Source organism: Hyunsoonleella jejuensis (genome assembly GCF_900111025.1).
In the GTDB taxonomy this organism is placed as follows: Bacteria; Bacteroidota; Bacteroidia; order Flavobacteriales; family Flavobacteriaceae; genus Jejuia; species Jejuia jejuensis.
Map to the genome: position 1 here is coordinate 39028 of NZ_FOFN01000001.1, position 15940 is coordinate 54967.

The 15940-nt window shown below is 35.6% G+C and carries 12 protein-coding genes; 3 read left to right on the plus strand and 9 right to left on the minus strand.

The window, feature by feature from the left end:
* Positions 1–79 precede the first annotated feature (79 nt).
* The 4 genes from ilvC to ilvD form a co-directional block, all read right to left on the minus strand.
* Complete coding sequence (ilvC, locus tag BMY39_RS00200) at positions 80–1555, minus strand: ketol-acid reductoisomerase (protein ID WP_092573929.1); 1476 nt, start codon at positions 1553–1555, stop codon at positions 80–82.
* A gap of 73 nt (positions 1556–1628) precedes the next feature.
* Positions 1629–2162 (minus strand): acetolactate synthase small subunit, encoded by a 534-nt coding sequence (ilvN, locus tag BMY39_RS00205; protein ID WP_092573931.1) that lies wholly within the window; start codon positions 2160–2162, stop codon positions 1629–1631.
* A 10-nt stretch (positions 2163–2172) separates the two neighbouring features.
* Positions 2173–3906: a biosynthetic-type acetolactate synthase large subunit gene (ilvB, locus tag BMY39_RS00210; RefSeq protein WP_092573933.1), complete on the minus strand. Its 1734-nt coding sequence runs from the start codon at positions 3904–3906 to the stop codon at positions 2173–2175.
* 101 nt (positions 3907–4007) lie between these two features.
* Positions 4008–5696, minus strand: a complete 1689-nt coding sequence (gene ilvD, locus BMY39_RS00215; protein WP_092573935.1) for a dihydroxy-acid dehydratase — start codon at positions 5694–5696, stop codon at positions 4008–4010.
* Positions 5697–6170: 474 nt separating this feature from the next.
* Here ilvD and metK point away from each other — a divergent pair, with 474 nt between their 5' ends.
* Positions 6171–7424, plus strand: a complete 1254-nt coding sequence (metK, locus tag BMY39_RS00220) for a methionine adenosyltransferase (RefSeq protein WP_092573937.1) — start codon at positions 6171–6173, stop codon at positions 7422–7424.
* A gap of 270 nt (positions 7425–7694) precedes the next feature.
* Here the strand turns inward: metK and BMY39_RS00225 are convergent, their stop codons facing one another.
* The 5 genes from BMY39_RS00225 to BMY39_RS00245 all read right to left on the minus strand — a co-directional run bounded on the left by BMY39_RS00225 (position 7695) and on the right by BMY39_RS00245 (position 13537).
* The gene (locus tag BMY39_RS00225; protein ID WP_092573939.1) at positions 7695–10400 is read right to left on the minus strand and encodes a TonB-dependent receptor; all 2706 of its coding nucleotides are present in this window, start codon (positions 10398–10400) and stop codon (positions 7695–7697) included.
* A 17-nt stretch (positions 10401–10417) separates the two neighbouring features.
* Positions 10418–11260, minus strand: a complete 843-nt coding sequence (locus BMY39_RS00230) for a GLPGLI family protein (RefSeq protein WP_092573941.1) — start codon at positions 11258–11260, stop codon at positions 10418–10420.
* A 129-nt stretch (positions 11261–11389) separates the two neighbouring features.
* Positions 11390–12241: a GLPGLI family protein gene (locus BMY39_RS00235; RefSeq protein WP_092573943.1), complete on the minus strand. Its 852-nt coding sequence runs from the start codon at positions 12239–12241 to the stop codon at positions 11390–11392.
* A 103-nt stretch (positions 12242–12344) separates the two neighbouring features.
* Positions 12345–13169, minus strand: coding sequence for a GLPGLI family protein (locus tag BMY39_RS00240; RefSeq protein ID WP_092573945.1), 825 nt, complete (start codon positions 13167–13169; stop codon positions 12345–12347).
* Positions 13170–13171: 2 nt separating this feature from the next.
* Positions 13172–13537 carry a hypothetical protein gene (locus BMY39_RS00245; RefSeq protein ID WP_092573946.1) on the minus strand — a complete coding sequence of 122 codons (366 nt, stop codon included), beginning with the start codon at positions 13535–13537 and terminating at the stop codon, positions 13172–13174.
* A 169-nt stretch (positions 13538–13706) separates the two neighbouring features.
* Here BMY39_RS00245 and BMY39_RS00250 point away from each other — a divergent pair, with 169 nt between their 5' ends.
* Positions 13707–15251, plus strand: a complete 1545-nt coding sequence (locus BMY39_RS00250) for a sensor histidine kinase (protein ID WP_092573948.1) — start codon at positions 13707–13709, stop codon at positions 15249–15251.
* A complete protein-coding gene (locus tag BMY39_RS00255) occupies positions 15244–15927 on the plus strand; it encodes a response regulator transcription factor (RefSeq protein WP_092573953.1) in 684 nt (227 codons plus the stop codon). The genes BMY39_RS00250 and BMY39_RS00255 overlap by 8 nt, the downstream gene beginning before the upstream one ends.
* Positions 15928–15940: the final 13 nt, after the last annotated feature.

Consider the following 15940-nt stretch of genomic DNA (forward strand, 5'->3'; position numbering starts at 1 on the left):
TTATTAAAAAAGCCCCACACTTTACACATGTGAGGCTTTGCAACATTTAAAAAAATGTTTGTCTAGTTTAGTTGAATTGTTATACTATTGGCTTCATAGCCGTCATAGATTCTCTTAAGAACGCTCCTATTTTCTCAACGGGGTGCGCTCGTAAAGTAGCATTAATCTCAATTAATTTAGCATTATCCACACCGTCTCCATTATCTTTTGCGAATGGCTTACCAATCACGTCAGTATCAATGGTTCTCATAAAATCAGCTAAAAGTGGTTTACATGCATGGTCGAACAAATAACATCCATACTCCGCAGTATCAGAAATTACACGGTTCATTTCGAATAATTTCTTTCTAGCAATTGTATTTGCAATTAGCGGTGTTTCGTGCAAAGATTCGTAGTACGCAGACTCATCAATAATACCAGATTCTGTCATGGCTTCAAAAGCTAATTCAACTCCAGCACGCACTAAAGCAACCATGAGTACACCATTATCGTAGTATTCTTGCTCGCTTATTTCCATATCGCCAGCTGGTGTTTTTTCAAAAGCGGTTTCAGCCGTAGCTGCTCTCCAATCTAAAAGGTTTTTATCGCCTTGTGCCCAATCTGCCATCATGTTTTTAGAAAACACACCTTCCATAATATCGTCCATATGCTTTTGGAATAACGGACGCATAATGTCTTTTAATTCTTCAGATAATTCAAAAGCTTTAATTTTTGCAGGGTTGGATAATCTGTCCATCATATTAGTGATACCACCATATTTTAAACCTTCAGTAACAGTTTCCCAACCGTATTGAATTAATTTTGATGCATATCCTGGATCGATACCTTTTTCTACCATTTTATCAAAACATAAAATAGAACCTGTTTGCAATAAGCCACAAAGAATGGTTTGCTCTCCCATTAAGTCTGATTTTACTTCAGCAACAAAAGACGACTCTAAAACACCTGCTTTATCTCCACCAGTTGCTACCGCATAAGCTTTTGCTTGCGCCAACCCTTTTCCTTCTGGATCATTCTCTGGATGAACTGCAATTAATGTTGGTACGCCAAATCCACGCTTATATTCTTCGCGAACCTCAGATCCCGGAGACTTAGGTGCACACATAATTACAGTAATGTCTTTACGTACTTGCATACCTTCTTCTACTATATTGAATCCATGGGAATACGATAAGGTAGCACCTTTTTTCATTAAAGGCATTACCGAGTTAACTACATTAGTGTGTTGCTTATCTGGAGTTAGATTTAACACTAAATCGGCTGTTGGGATTAACTCTTCATAAGTCCCTACATTAAAACCATTTTCGGTTGCATTTACATAAGATGCACGCTTTTCTTTTATCGCCGCTTCACGTAAGGTATAAGAAATATCTAAACCAGAATCTCTCATGTTTAAGCCTTGGTTTAATCCTTGAGCACCGCAACCTACAATTACAATTTTTTTGCCTTTCAATGCATTTACGCCATCAGCAAATTCTGAGGCATCCATAAATCTACATTTAGACAATTGGTTTAATTTACCAGCTAATGTAAGTGTGTTAAAATAATTTTCCATTGTTATTTATTGATTTAATAGTCTGTTTGTTTGCATCTTAAACGATTATGATGCATTATTTAATATTGGTTTATTATTGATTTTTAAATTCTTCTAGTATTTCTGAAACTTTCATTTCATCTTTAGTTACAGCTATACGACCCGAGCGTACAAATTGCATAATACCGTAAGCCTCTAACTTTTCTCTCAGTTCTTCAATTTCAAAACGTCTTCCCGATTTTTCTAAAACGAAAAACTCTTTATTTACTGTTACAATTCTAGAATCACTATCTTTTATAATATTCTGAATTTGTGGTTCATCGAACAGTAAATCTGATTTTATTTTGAACATACAAGACTCTGTGAAAATTGTCTCTTCATTCGTATGGTAATAAGCGCGTATAGCTTCGACTTGCTTTTCAATCTGGCGAACAACTTTAATTGCTTGATCTTCTGTAATTTTTACTACAATTACAAAACGATTTACGTCTTTAATTTCAGATTGCGATGTCGTTAAACTTTCTATATTGATGTGTCTACGTTGAAAAATAGCCGAAATACGATTAAGCAGTCCGATATTATTTTCGGTGTAAACCGATATGGTGAATGTCTTTATTTCTTGACTCATGTTTTTTAGTTTAGCTTAAACGAATATCTGAAACTGAAGCTCCTGAAGGAATCATTGGGAATACATTATCTTCCTTCTCTACACAAACTTCTAAGAAATATGATGCATCTGATTCCATCATTTCTTTTACAGCATCAGCCAACTCTTCACGCTTCGTTACACGTTTTCCTTCAATATGATAGCCTTTTGCTATGGTTACAAAATCTGGGTTGGTCATTTCAGTAGAGGCATATCTTTTATCAAAGAATAATTGTTGCCACTGGCGTACCATTCCAAGGAACTCATTGTTCAATACCACAATTTTAACAGCTGCTTTTTGTTGAAAAATAGTGCCTAGTTCTTGAATATTCATTTGGTAACCGCCATCTCCAATTATAGCAACAACTTCACGTTGTGGTTCAGCCATTTTAGCACCAATAGCTGCAGGAAGCGCAAACCCCATAGTTCCTAAGCCACCAGATGTAATGTTACTTTTAGATTTATTAAATTCAGCATAACGACACGCAATCATTTGATGTTGGCCAACATCAGATACAATAGCAGCATCGCCATTACTATAATTATTGATTTCCTTAAGAACCTCACCCATAGTTAGGCCTTCTTTTTCAGGTAACAAATCGTCCTTAATAACCGCTTCATATTCAATAGCATATAAATCCTTGAATTCTTGAAGCCAAGAGTCGTGCGAATTTGCCTTTAATTCAGAATGCAATAATGCTAAACTTTCTTTTGAATCTCCCAACACAGCAATATCAACTTTTACATTTTTGTTGATTTCTGCTGGATCTATATCAAAATGAATAATTTTAGCTTGTTTAGCATACGTATTTAAATCACCAGTAACACGGTCATCGAAACGCATACCTATGGCAATTAATACATCACATTCGTTAGTTAACTTGTTAGGCGCATAGTTACCATGCATCCCCACCATACCAATATTTAATGGATGTGATGTTGGAATTGCAGAAGCTCCTAAAATAGTCCAAGCCGCTGGAACTCCAGATTTTTCAATTACAGCCTTTAGCTCTTCTTCAGCTTTACCCAAAATAACACCTTGACCCCAAACTATCATTGGCTTTTTGGCGTTATTAATCAATTCTGCAGCAGCTTTCACAATGTTTTTATCCGTTTTTGGAACAGGATTATAACTTCTTACAGCTGTACACTTTTCGTATTTAAAATCAAATTCTTCAAACTGTGCATCTTTTGTAATATCAACCAATACTGGCCCTGGTCTTCCACTTTTAGCAATATAGAATGCTTTTGCCATTACTTCTGGAATTTCAGATGCTTTGGTTACTTGAGCATTCCATTTTGTAACTGGTGTAGAAATACCAACAATATCAGTCTCCTGAAATGCATCTGTACCCAATAAATGTGAAGGCACTTGCCCCGTAATACATACTATAGGTGTAGAATCTATTTGTGCGTCGGCTATTCCAGTAATTAGGTTTGTGGCTCCTGGGCCTGAAGTGGCCATAGCAACACCAACTTTCCCTGAAATTCTGGCATACCCTTGGGCTGCATGTGCGGCTCCTTGCTCGTGACGCGTCAATACATGATGTATTCTGTCTTGGTATTTAAACAACTCATCATAAACCGGCATAATTGCACCTCCCGGATACCCATAAAGTATATCTACGCCTTCAGCAATTAAGCATCTTATGATGGCTTCAGAACCAGAAATACGTTCCGTTTTAGCTGTTTTGTTTTCTTCTTTTTTTATTGTTTCTGTATTCATAATATGTCATTTAATGATACCCTTCGCTAACTTCGTTATATACTTTCAATAAAAGTTTACTTTCATTTCAGTAGTGCTCAGGGCGACATCATATTATATATTTAAAATGCATCCGTTACACAACCCTTAGAGGCAGATGCTACGGACTTTGCAAACTTATAAAGTATGCCTTTTTTATGTTTTAATGGTGGCTCTACCCACGCCTCTTTCCTTTTTGCTATTTCTTCATCAGATAACAACACGTTAATTGAATTGTCTTCTGCACTAATTTTAATTCTATCTCCTGTTTCAATAATTGCTATAGTACCACCAGATTGTGCTTCGGGTGTAATGTGCCCCACTACAAAACCATGGGTTCCTCCAGAAAAGCGACCATCTGTAATTAAGGCCACAGATTTCCCTAAACCTGCCCCCATAATCATAGAAGTCGGTTTCAGCATCTCTGGCATTCCAGGACCACCTTTAGGACCAACATAACGAATAACTACAACATCACCTTTTTCCACTTCGCCCTTACTAATACCTGTATTGGCTTCTTGCTCGCTATTGTACACCACCGCTTTACCTTCAAAAAGCAATCCTTCGTTTCCAGATATTTTCGCCACAGCACCTTCCGAGGCTAAATTTCCATAAAGAATCTGTATGTTCCCCGAAGATTTCAATGCCTTATCCTTTGGATAAATGACAGCTTGACTATCATCTTCAAACTGAAGTGGTGCTACATCCGCTAAATTTTCGGCCAACGTTTTGCCTGTTACCGTCATACAATCACCATGTAAATAGCCATTATCCAACAAATATTTCATTACTGCTGGCGTCCCACCAATTCCATGAACATCTTCCATCAGGTATTTTCCAGATGGTTTTAAATCGCCAATTAGCGGTGTTTTATCACTTATACGCTGAAAATCTTCAAGAGTAAAATCTATATCTGCGGCAAATGCAATGGCTAAAAAGTGCAGCACTGCATTAGTAGAACCCCCAAGTGCATTTACCATTGTAACTGCATTCTCAAGAGATTTCTTAGTAATAATATCCAGTGGTTTTAAATCTAACTCCAACAAGTTTTTTATAGCTCTGGCATGTCGTTCTGCCTCCGATAATTTACTAGGGTTTTCAGCAGGAATAGAAGAATTATAAGGCAACGCAAACCCCATAGCTTCAATTGAAGATGCCATTGTATTTGCAGTATACATACCACCACAAGCCCCTGCTCCAGGAATAGATCGTTTTATAATCTCTTTATATTCCTCTTCATCAATCTCTCCAGATACTTTTTGTCCCAAAGCTTCAAAAGCCGAAACAATATTTAGTTTTTTGCCTTTGTACATACCTGATGCCGTAGCACCACCATACATCATTATAGACGGACGGTTTAAACGACACATCGCAATTACTGCTCCAGGCATATTTTTATCACAACCTACAACCGCAACTAAAGCGTCGTAACTCTGTGCTTGCATTACAGTTTCTATAGAATCTGCAATAATATCTCTAGAAGCCAAAGAATAATTCATCCCAGAAGTTCCCATAGAAATTCCGTCGCTCACACCAATAGTATTAAAACCTAAACCAACTAAACCTGCAATATTACACTCTAGCTTAACCTCATCTTTCAACCTGTTTAAGTGCATATTACAAGGGTTGCCATCAAAACCCGTACTAGCAATACCTACTTGAGCCTTGTTCATATCATCATCGGTAAACCCTGCAGCATACAACATAGCCTGTGATGCCGGTTGCGATTCATCTTGTGTTAATCTTTTACTATATTTATTGAGTTCTTGCATTTTTGGTGAAAATAATTTTGGTTTTAAATAGACTTTTTAAAAATTATTCAATCGATTTAAGACTTTTAACATTAATCTTAAATTTCAGTTAACGAAAATAAATGTTTATACACTTACTATAGGTCGTAGCAAATTTTAATGGGTTAAATTCACTACCCCTAAAAATCTATTATATTGCTGTTTATCAGCATACTAAGTCTATTTTTTTATGATGTTCAAAACCAAAAAAGAATATGAAAATTTTTTTTTGGTTTTACACTGCCAGCTAGTGATCTTGGTTTGCACGATATCTTTTTGCCATAACGCATATATTTCTCTTATTTTTTTTACTTTTGCACATCGATAAATCATAGAGGAAAGATTTGACTGATTGCAACCTCTTTACACCACAAAAATCGTGTAAGCAAAAATGCTAAAGGCAGTGTAAACTCCTGAGACGTTTTCCGTCAAATCTTACTTCGAAAACAAAATAGTATGCCATATTTATTTACTTCAGAAAGTGTTTCTGAAGGACATCCAGATAAAGTTGCCGACCAAATAAGCGACGCCTTAATTGATAATTTTTTAGCCTTTGATGCCGACTCAAAAGTAGCTTGTGAAACTCTAGTAACTACGGGACAAGTAGTGCTTGCTGGCGAGGTAAAATCACATACCTATCTTGACGTGCAAAAAATTGCAAGGGATACTATAAACAAAATTGGATATACCAAAGGCGAGTATATGTTCGATGGGAATTCCTGTGGTGTCTTTTCGGCAATACATGAACAATCTGAAGACATCAATCAAGGTGTAGATCGTGCTACCAAAGAGGAACAAGGTGCCGGAGACCAAGGGATGATGTTTGGTTATGCCACCAACGAAACCGAAAACTATATGCCTTTGGCTTTAGATTTATCGCATCGCATTTTAATTGAATTGGCGGCGCTACGTCGTGAAAACAAAGACATCACCTACTTAAGACCAGATTCTAAAAGTCAGGTAACCATTGAATATAGTGACGATAATGTACCGCAACGCATTGATGCTATTGTAGTATCTACACAACATGATGAGTTTGCCGATGATGATACCATGTTGGCAAAAATAAGAAAGGACATCGTAGAAATTTTAATACCGCGCGTGGTTGCTAAACTTCCTGAAAAGATTCAAACCTTATTTAATAGCGATATTAAGTATCATATCAACCCCACCGGGAAATTTGTAATTGGCGGTCCGCATGGAGATACGGGCCTAACAGGGCGTAAAATTATTGTAGACACTTACGGCGGCAAAGGTGCCCATGGTGGTGGTGCATTTTCTGGGAAAGACCCTAGCAAAGTAGATAGAAGTGGAGCATATGCTACGCGACATATTGCTAAAAACCTAGTGGCAGCAGGTGTTGCAGATGAAGTTTTAGTGCAAGTAAGTTACGCTATTGGTGTTGTAGAACCTATGGGTATTTTTATTGATACTTATGGCACTTCAAAAGTAAACTTGAGCGATGGCGAAATTGCTGAAAAGGTGTCACAAATTTTTGATATGCGCCCTTACGCGATTGAGACACGACTAAAATTACGGTCGCCCATGTACAGTGAAACAGCCGCTTATGGCCACATGGGGCGCACTAACAGAACCGTAACAAAAACCTTTGAACAACCTAATGGCGAAAGCACAACGCTTGATGTGGAGTTGTTTACTTGGGAAAAGTTGGATTTTGTGGATAAGGTGAAGCATGTGTTTAACTTGTAACTGACTACTAAAGACCAACTTCAAAAAAGCACTATTTCGTTCTGAATACAACGAGTAGGTTTTAAATTTATATCCACAGTCCATTGAATTAACAGCGCATTTTGTGCAGCTTTTTTGAGTTGCATAAAATTTTGAATAAAAAAAGACGGTTTAAATACCGTTTTTTTTATTGAAACTCATCTTGAATTTGTAAAAATTTTACACTATTCATGTCTACTGGCGGATATAAGCCCTTAACTTACAGATATACGAGACTGGTAAACGAACCTCCTAAATCTCATATCTTAATCGAAACGTCACAAACCTTGGTTGTATAAAATATTCCGAAGTAAATACAGATACATTATTATTACCGTTTTGTATTAAAGACGTGGCATTTAACAGGTTGGTCGCCTTAAGGGTATATTCCCATTTTGCATCACGGTCTTTTCTGTAAGACAGGGAAGCATTCCATATTTCAAACTCTTGTGGAGACCCATTTGGATTGCTTTGGCGTGTGTATGCATAATCGGTTAAAAATGTGAATTTCTTCCAGATATAGGCATCAAACTCAATAGATGGGGCATTAGTGGTAAAGGTTGTGCTTCGCCCACCTTGCTGGTTTGTGTTTACCGCGTAACGGTAAGAGATTTCAAAATTTGGCGCCTCCCTAAAATTAGTTCTTAGCTCTGGTGTATAAGATTGCTGAAAATTCTCATTAATAGAGCGCTCCCCTTGGATAAACTGATTAAACTTACTGTAATTAAAACGGGTATTGATACTAGCTCTCAACTTACCGAATGTACGCTGAAAACGCCCAAAAGCCGTAACACTTTCGTCGGCAAAACCAGAATTAAAAAAGTTATTGGTACGCACTACACTTTCAAAATTAGAAATAGAGCGTATTTGGTCTACTGCATTACTATAATTTACAACAGCAAACACATTGGTATAGTTAAACAGGTTAAAGCTTCTGTAAATTAAACTAACGTTATTGGTTAATGCATTTTGCAACTCTGGATTACCTACTTGAATGCTATTAAACCCATTTAATACAATACCACTTGCTAATCGCGTAACATCGGTAAATTGGTTACGCATAGTGTACCTGAGTGTTAAACTCTCGCTCTTTTTAAATTGCATACGGGTTTCGAAACTTGGTAATAGCAATCCGAAATTATCTTGGAATTCTTGACCAAACTGATCGTTACCGTATCTGTAAGCATGCGCGGAAACCCCGGGCATAAAGGTAAAAATTCCAGCTTTTAAGGTGTATTTCGCTCCTAAATAATAATCGCTAAAGCTATATACAATGTCGTTAATAGCTATACCATTGTTGAAGTTTGGTGTGGGATCAAAATTAGAATCATCGTCCAAAATTTGAAATAAATTAGAATTAAAATCTTGCCTACTGGAAATAGCACCTAAGGTTAGGTTGATGTTACTCTTATCATTTAAAACGTTCCAGTAGTCTAATTTAGCATCTAACTGATTGGTTTTTACACGTCTGGTTTGATTGATGTTGTATCCTATCTGATCTGGATCTAAACCTAAGGCATCTGCTGTATTTTCGTAATTATCCTTATCCTCTAAAATTGCGTTATAAAATGGGTCTTCATCCTGTAGCAAATGTTGTACCTCTAAAGCAAAAATGTTGGTTTCGTTTAGGGTGTAGTAATAATTTAAATTCTGATTGATACTATAGGGCGTGTTGTCTTCAAACTGGTTTGTGTTTCCAATAACCGATGAAAAGAAGTTCTGCTCTTGCGACTCTTTTGTTACGCGTCCTAACACATCATAATCCATTTGGTTATTAAAATTAGGCTTGTACGTGGCACTTAGCTTCACCAATCCAATATCTGAACGCTGTGACGTGATTTGATCTGTATCTTCATCGGGAATTCCCAAATTCGGATTTGTATATTGCACAGATCTTATCTGTCGGATATCAACACTACTACTATTAAAAATTCCAAAACCACTGATATCTAAAGCCCTATTTGGAGAATAACTAAAATTCGCCGAAGCCAGTTTATTTTCAATATTTTGAGCGCGATTGTTTTGGGTTGCTAAAAACCCTAAATCGTTGTTTCCTAAATTTAAACTGGTACCACTATCTCTACTTGGAGACCTAAAACCGCCGCCAAAACCTCTTAAGTCGCGTCGTGAAAGTGCTGGTTCTCCGGTATTATTCAAATCACCAATAATGTTAATGCTATATTTAGGGCTGTAATAAAACAATTTGGGTTGCACGAGATACAACTCATCATCTGGCGACGACCCACCACCCGCAGTTACATTACCAAACCAGAAATTCTTTTTTCCTTCTTTTAACTTAATATTTATGGCGTAGTTATCTTGATTATTGGTTACACCGCTTAATTGACCAACTTCGGCATAATTTTTAAGCACCTGTACCTTATCCACAGCGTTGGATGGGATGTTTTTGGTAGCTAATTTGGTGTCGCCATCAAAAAAATCTTTACCATCTACCATAATTTTAGACACACGTTGGCCTTCAACTTCAATTTGGCCTTCGTCATTTACCTCTACACCAGGTAATTTTTCCAATACATCTTCCAGCTTTCGCTCTGTACCGTTTTTAAAAGAATCTGCATTATATATCAACGTATCGCCTTTTATAGTTACTGGCATTTCATAAGTTAGCTCTACCGCATCCAAAGCATTATCAGTAACCATGGTGATGTCTTTATCAATATTTGCATCTGTGGTTTCTATAATCTCTTCGAACGTTTTCATACCGATATAGCTCACTTGCAGTTTGTACTGAGAATTTTTACCTAGTGTTAACACAAACTTCCCTTTCTCGTTCGTAATTCCGTAAGATTCCATGGCATTCGTCTCTTGGTTAAGTGCCATAACGTTTGCCAATTCTAACGGGCTGCCTATACTATCTTTTACAACCCCTTGCAGTTTAACTTGCGAAAAGCCCAGGGTTACTAATAATGTAAATACTATGGTTAGTTTTAATTTCATGGTTTTTGGTTGTTTATCTATCGCCTAGAGCCTCCACCCCTCCTAAAATTTTCCCTCATTTCTTGGAACTTGCTCGTGGCAATATCTACGTATTCTTCTTTTGTTACTTCTTTTCCTTTAGATGGTTTTTTTATAGTTGCCTTATCCTCTGGATTTAATATTATTTTGGTACACAACATGGTAGTTTTATCGGTATTAATCTCCAGAATTAAACCTGGTAAGCCTTGGTAGAAATCTGGACCATGATTTACAGGTATTTGCATAGTGTACCATGCTGTTATTGTAATGGGTTGTTCTGCTTCCTGTTCTGCTTCATCATCTTTATCCTCAGTAGTATCAGAAGGTCTTCTAAAGCTAGACATATCAAAATCTTTCCATGTTTTTATTGCCGTAGCCTTAAAACAGGTATAACCACCAATTTGCTTGGTTTCTCCAGTCATTTTCCAATCTAACTCAGGAATATCATCTTTTATTAAAAACAGTTTTCCAAAGAGTTCATGTTCACTCAAAATTTCTTTAGACTTAATGTTTTTGTAAGTAACACCATCAATTGCACCGGACATTACAGAACCAAATCTTCCACCCTGACCTTGCCCAGGTGTTTCTAATTTTTCATCTAATTTATAAACCGACTCTACTTTGTTAAAGTCTAAAATAAAGGTCTTTTCAAACATTTGCTTTAAGCGTTCTGCCATTCGTTTCTTTTGGTCTTCAGACATATTTGGTCGTCCAAAGTTGCTCATATCTACTGAAGTTTTAGACATATAATAAGCTTTACCTTGGAACTCTTGAGCATTTATGACTAGTGAAAAGATTAAAAATAAAAGAGGAATTGAACGCACTGCAGTGGTTTTTGTCATGATAATTAGTGTTTGATGTTATCTTAAAATATATGCTCCTAAAGAAACTATTTCTTTCTGAAAGACGTTTATATTTGACTAAACCAAAACCTGTAAGTTTAAAGCTATTGTATTAAAATATTGTTAAAATTATCGACTGTAACGTCTACCAACTCTATTATCACGAAACTCCTTCATTTTTTTGAAGATGATTTCTTTGTATTCTGCTTTTGTTACTTCTTGACCTCTATTTGGTGCTTCAATTTTTATTTTCTCCTGAGGATTCATTACCAGCTTAGAACATAATATGGTAGTTGTACCAATATTTAATTCGAAAATTAACCCAGGTAAACCCCAAAATTCTGATGGCCCTTGACTTACTGGTACTTGCGGCGAATACCAAGCTTCTACTTCTGTCATAGGAATCTCTTCTTCTATATCTTCAGAATTCGCATCTGACGAATCATTTTCATCCTCGTTTGTTTCCTGACGCAATTGGCTCCAAGAAAATTCCCAGAACGACAATTCTGAAGTAGGTATCATGGCTGTAGCTTTCATACAAGTATAATTACCAATTTGCTTTGTCTCGGCACTTATCTTCCAATCAATTTTCAATAATTTGTCTTCTATTAAAAACTTTTTACCATAAAACTCTTGGTCTTGCACAAAGGTATTGGTCTTTACGTTTTTGTACTGTTCCCCTGGCGTAAAATTCTTGCCCCAAGAATCAGTTGCTCCAGACATAGCATCCAATTTTTCATACTCATTATAGACCGATGCTTCCTTGTTGAACGTTAAAATGTATGTTTTTTCCAGTCTATTTTTTAAACGTGCAGCAATCTGCTTCTTTTGGGCTTCACTCATTTTTGCACCCCAACGCCCCAAATTCATCTGAGCTTTGTAAACATACTCTGCCTTACCTTGAAACTCTTGTGCACTTATAGAAACTGGCACTATAAAACTTAAACAAAAAATTACTATGGCGAACTTAACTGACTTCATGATGCTGTTAGATTTAAAATGTTCAACAAATATAGATAATTATTAAACAAAATAATTTTTTATAACATATTTCTAACATATTCATCTAAAAACTAAGTGTTTCTTAGCCGCCAACGTGAAACATCACACGTTCTCCACTTTTCTTGCCACTGTTTACGGATCGAAATTCTTCTAACCTTTCTGCCGTTTTTTTATCTTGTATGTCGTCAAATTCTTCTTGAGATACTTTTTTGCCTTTTGCAGGCTCAGCTATTTCGACTACTTCTTCTGGGTTTAAAACTATCTTGGTACATACTAATGTGAGTTTTCCATCATTCACTTCTAAAATTAAACCTGGAAGTCCGAAATAATTAGAAGGCCCATTACTCACAGGTATTTGAGGCGTATACCAAACCGTGGTGGTGCGTGGTTTTGTTACGGTTGTGAACTCCCCTTCTTCATTGAAGGTTCTAGTGGTATATTCATCCTCAAAAATAGCTTTGTAACAGGTATACTCGCCTATATTTTTAGTTTCATTAACTAATTGCCATGTTCTGCTGGTTAATGAATCTTTGATTAAAAATAATTTCCCGTAAAGTTCAGTTTTATTGGTGTAACGTCGCTCCTTAATATTTTTATACATTATATCGTCACCTTGAACTATTTTAATACTTATACCCGAACTTGGAGGTTGCGGTGCATCAAGCTTTTGTTCTTGCTTGTAAATAGACTCATATGTATTGAACTCTAAGGTGTACTCGCGCTGAAACTGCTTTTTTAACTGCTCCTGAATCATTTTTTGTTGGGCATTATCCATTTTATCATCTCCCATTTTCAAATCTACTTTTCGGTGTGATTTATAAGTAGCAACCCCCTGGAATTCTTGCGCTTCTAGCTTTGACACTACCAATAGCGTGAAAACAATGATTATATATACTAAGGTTTTCATAATTATGATTTGTTTTTGTAATATTTGATTGCCGATTTTCTTATCAATTTAATGCTTTTAATAAAACCATCTAAATCATTAGTATTACCTTTTACTTTATACGTTAGGTGACTATTTGAATTTTCGGCTGTATTCTCGCATGTAACTGTAAAACTCAACGCTTCATTGTCATCAACATCTAAAACAATGTTTTTAATGTCACTAACATCAAATGTTCTTTTTATATCCTCTGCCGAATTAACCGTTACAGAAATATTAAGGTTTTCGAATGTCACTTTATCTTTTGAAATATCGCCTTCCAAAGTAGTGTTTTGAGCCGAAGCGAACGTAAAACTAATAAGTGCTAAAATTGTAACTAAATTTTTCATGTGTTTTGATTTTTAAGATTAATACTTTTTTTGATTATAAAAACAACTGTAGTCGTTCTTTGATTGATGTGGTACAAATATCATAAGCAAAAACGGTTATGAAAGTTAACCAGTGTTAACGAGTGTTAACCGATTAGTTTTTAAGGGTTTTTCCCTTTACTTTTGAAGTATGAACGATAAACGATATACATACATTCTCTATATAATTATTGCTGTAATTATAGCTACCATTGGTATACAAGCCTATTGGAACTATAAAAATTATCTTTCTAATAAACAGCAACTTATTATTGATGTACAAACGAGTTTAGATAAAGTGGTGGACGATTATTACACCGATTTAGCTCAAAAAACCACCTTAGGCTTAACTTTTGAGGGGGAAAATCAAAAAAACGTCTTTAGCGAAGGTGGAATTTTAGAAAAAATCTCAAAATCTATTGACGAAAATGATAAAACATTTAAAGGAATAGATTCCTTAAACCTAAATTCTATTGAAGGTATAACTATTATTAAAGGGTTAAAAGCTGACTCTTTACTGCCTAAAGAAAAGAATAACAAATTCCCATTTTGGAAACAGGATTCATCGAAACAGCGCCAACAAGTTCACCTATTGAAAGCTGACTCAATAGCTAATAAATTTAAATTATTAACCTCTAAAGTAATTATCTCAATTAATAAAGACACATTAAACGTAGCTGCAATTGACAGCTTATTGCAACTAAACTTAAAAGACAAACAGATTGATTTAAATTACCAGATAAACTACAGCAAACCCATAGAACGATTTCCGCGTTTTTTCTCTTCAGCAACAAATGAAACAACCAAAGCGGTTGATTCATCCGCGAATAACAACACATTGAATGTTACTTCAAAATCCACCTTTTTACCAAAAGGCAGTACGCTTGGAGTATCCTTTGACAATGCTAATTGGGCAGCCTTTAAAAAAGGGATAAGTGCTATTTTAATCTCCACACTTTTGGTTTTAGCGGTTATTAGCTGTTTGTTTTTTCTATTAAAAATAATAAAGGAACAAAAGCAGTTGGCAGAAGTTAAAAACGATTTGATTAGTAACATTACCCATGAATTTAAAACGCCTATTGCTACCATTGGTGTTGCTTTAGAGAGCATTAGTAATTTTAACGTGATTGAAGACAAAGAAAAAACAAAGCAATATGTAGATATGTCTTCTAACCAGCTATCAAAACTTAATTTAATGGTAGAAAAATTACTGGAAACTGCAACCTTAGATAGTGAATCTTTAAAATTCAACAAAGAACCGCTTGATGTGTCGCATTTGCTTGACACAATGGTTAACCGCTACAAAACTCAACGTCAAAACAAAAACTTCAACTTACATCTTGATAGTGAAAATATAGTAATACATGCTGATGTGTTTCACTTTGAAAATGCCTTGAACAACATTTTAGATAATGCTGTGAAATATGGTGGTGATGATATTTCGGTGTACTTAAAATCCAGTAGCAATAGCGTTCAAATTTCAATTTCTGACAACGGAAATTTATTAAAGAAAGAGAACAAACATAGAATTTTCGAAAAGTTTTATCGCATTCCAAAAGGCAACACACACGACGTTAAAGGCTATGGCATTGGGCTATATTATACCAAAACCATTATCAATAAACATAACGGTACTATTGCTCTTGATTTAAGCGAAAATCTAACCTCATTTAAAATTTCCATACCCAATGGCTAACCCGGTAAAACTTATATTAGCAGAGGACGAGCCTGCTTTGGGCCAAATCATAAAAGAAAGTCTTGAAACCAGAAATTTTAAGGTGACACTCTGTGAAGACGGTGAAAAAGCATTAAAACAATATCACATTATTAATCCTGAATTGTTGGTACTTGATGTGATGATGCCAAAAAAGGATGGTTTTACCTTGGCTAAAGAAATTCGCGAAATTGATGATGCTATTCCTATTATCTTTTTAACTGCAAAATCGCAAACGCAAGATGTTGTGGAAGGTTTTACCATTGGTGGTAATGATTATTTAAAAAAGCCATTCAGTATGGAGGAACTCATTGTTCGCATTAATAATTTATTGAACCGCAGCAAAGAGCAACAACAATCAGAAATTATCATATTGGGCGATTACACCTTTAATTTTCCCAAACAAACATTGCAGTTTCAATCTGAAGATAAAGTTCAGCTTACGCACCGCGAAGCACATTTGTTATTTCATTTGATAAAAAATAAAAATAAGGTTTTAGATCGCTCTTTAATTTTGAATAAGCTCTGGGGAACCGATGATTTTTTTGCAGCTAGAAGTATGGATGTCTTTATTACCAAACTTCGAAAAAAACTAAAAAAAGATACCAACATTGAAATTATAAATGTTCGCGGTTATGGCTATAAGTTAATTTTATAGAAGTGGTTTGATT

Coding starts and splice junctions, on each gene's coding strand:
- BMY39_RS00235 (WP_092573943.1), bottom strand. CDS start 12,241: ATGAAGTCAGTTAAGTTCGCCATAGTAATTTTTTGTTTAAGTTTTATA.
- BMY39_RS00225 (WP_092573939.1), bottom strand. CDS start 10,400: ATGAAATTAAAACTAACCATAGTATTTACATTATTAGTAACCCTGGGC.
- BMY39_RS00230 (WP_092573941.1), bottom strand. CDS start 11,260: ATGACAAAAACCACTGCAGTGCGTTCAATTCCTCTTTTATTTTTAATC.
- BMY39_RS00240 (WP_092573945.1), bottom strand. CDS start 13,169: ATGAAAACCTTAGTATATATAATCATTGTTTTCACGCTATTGGTAGTG.
- BMY39_RS00250 (WP_092573948.1), top strand. CDS start 13,707: ATGAACGATAAACGATATACATACATTCTCTATATAATTATTGCTGTA.
- ilvN (WP_092573931.1), bottom strand. CDS start 2,162: ATGAGTCAAGAAATAAAGACATTCACCATATCGGTTTACACCGAAAAT.
- ilvD (WP_092573935.1), bottom strand. CDS start 5,696: ATGCAAGAACTCAATAAATATAGTAAAAGATTAACACAAGATGAATCG.
- ilvC (WP_092573929.1), bottom strand. CDS start 1,555: ATGGAAAATTATTTTAACACACTTACATTAGCTGGTAAATTAAACCAA.
- BMY39_RS00245 (WP_092573946.1), bottom strand. CDS start 13,537: ATGAAAAATTTAGTTACAATTTTAGCACTTATTAGTTTTACGTTCGCT.
- ilvB (WP_092573933.1), bottom strand. CDS start 3,906: ATGAATACAGAAACAATAAAAAAAGAAGAAAACAAAACAGCTAAAACG.
- metK (WP_092573937.1), top strand. CDS start 6,171: ATGCCATATTTATTTACTTCAGAAAGTGTTTCTGAAGGACATCCAGAT.
- BMY39_RS00255 (WP_092573953.1), top strand. CDS start 15,244: ATGGCTAACCCGGTAAAACTTATATTAGCAGAGGACGAGCCTGCTTTG.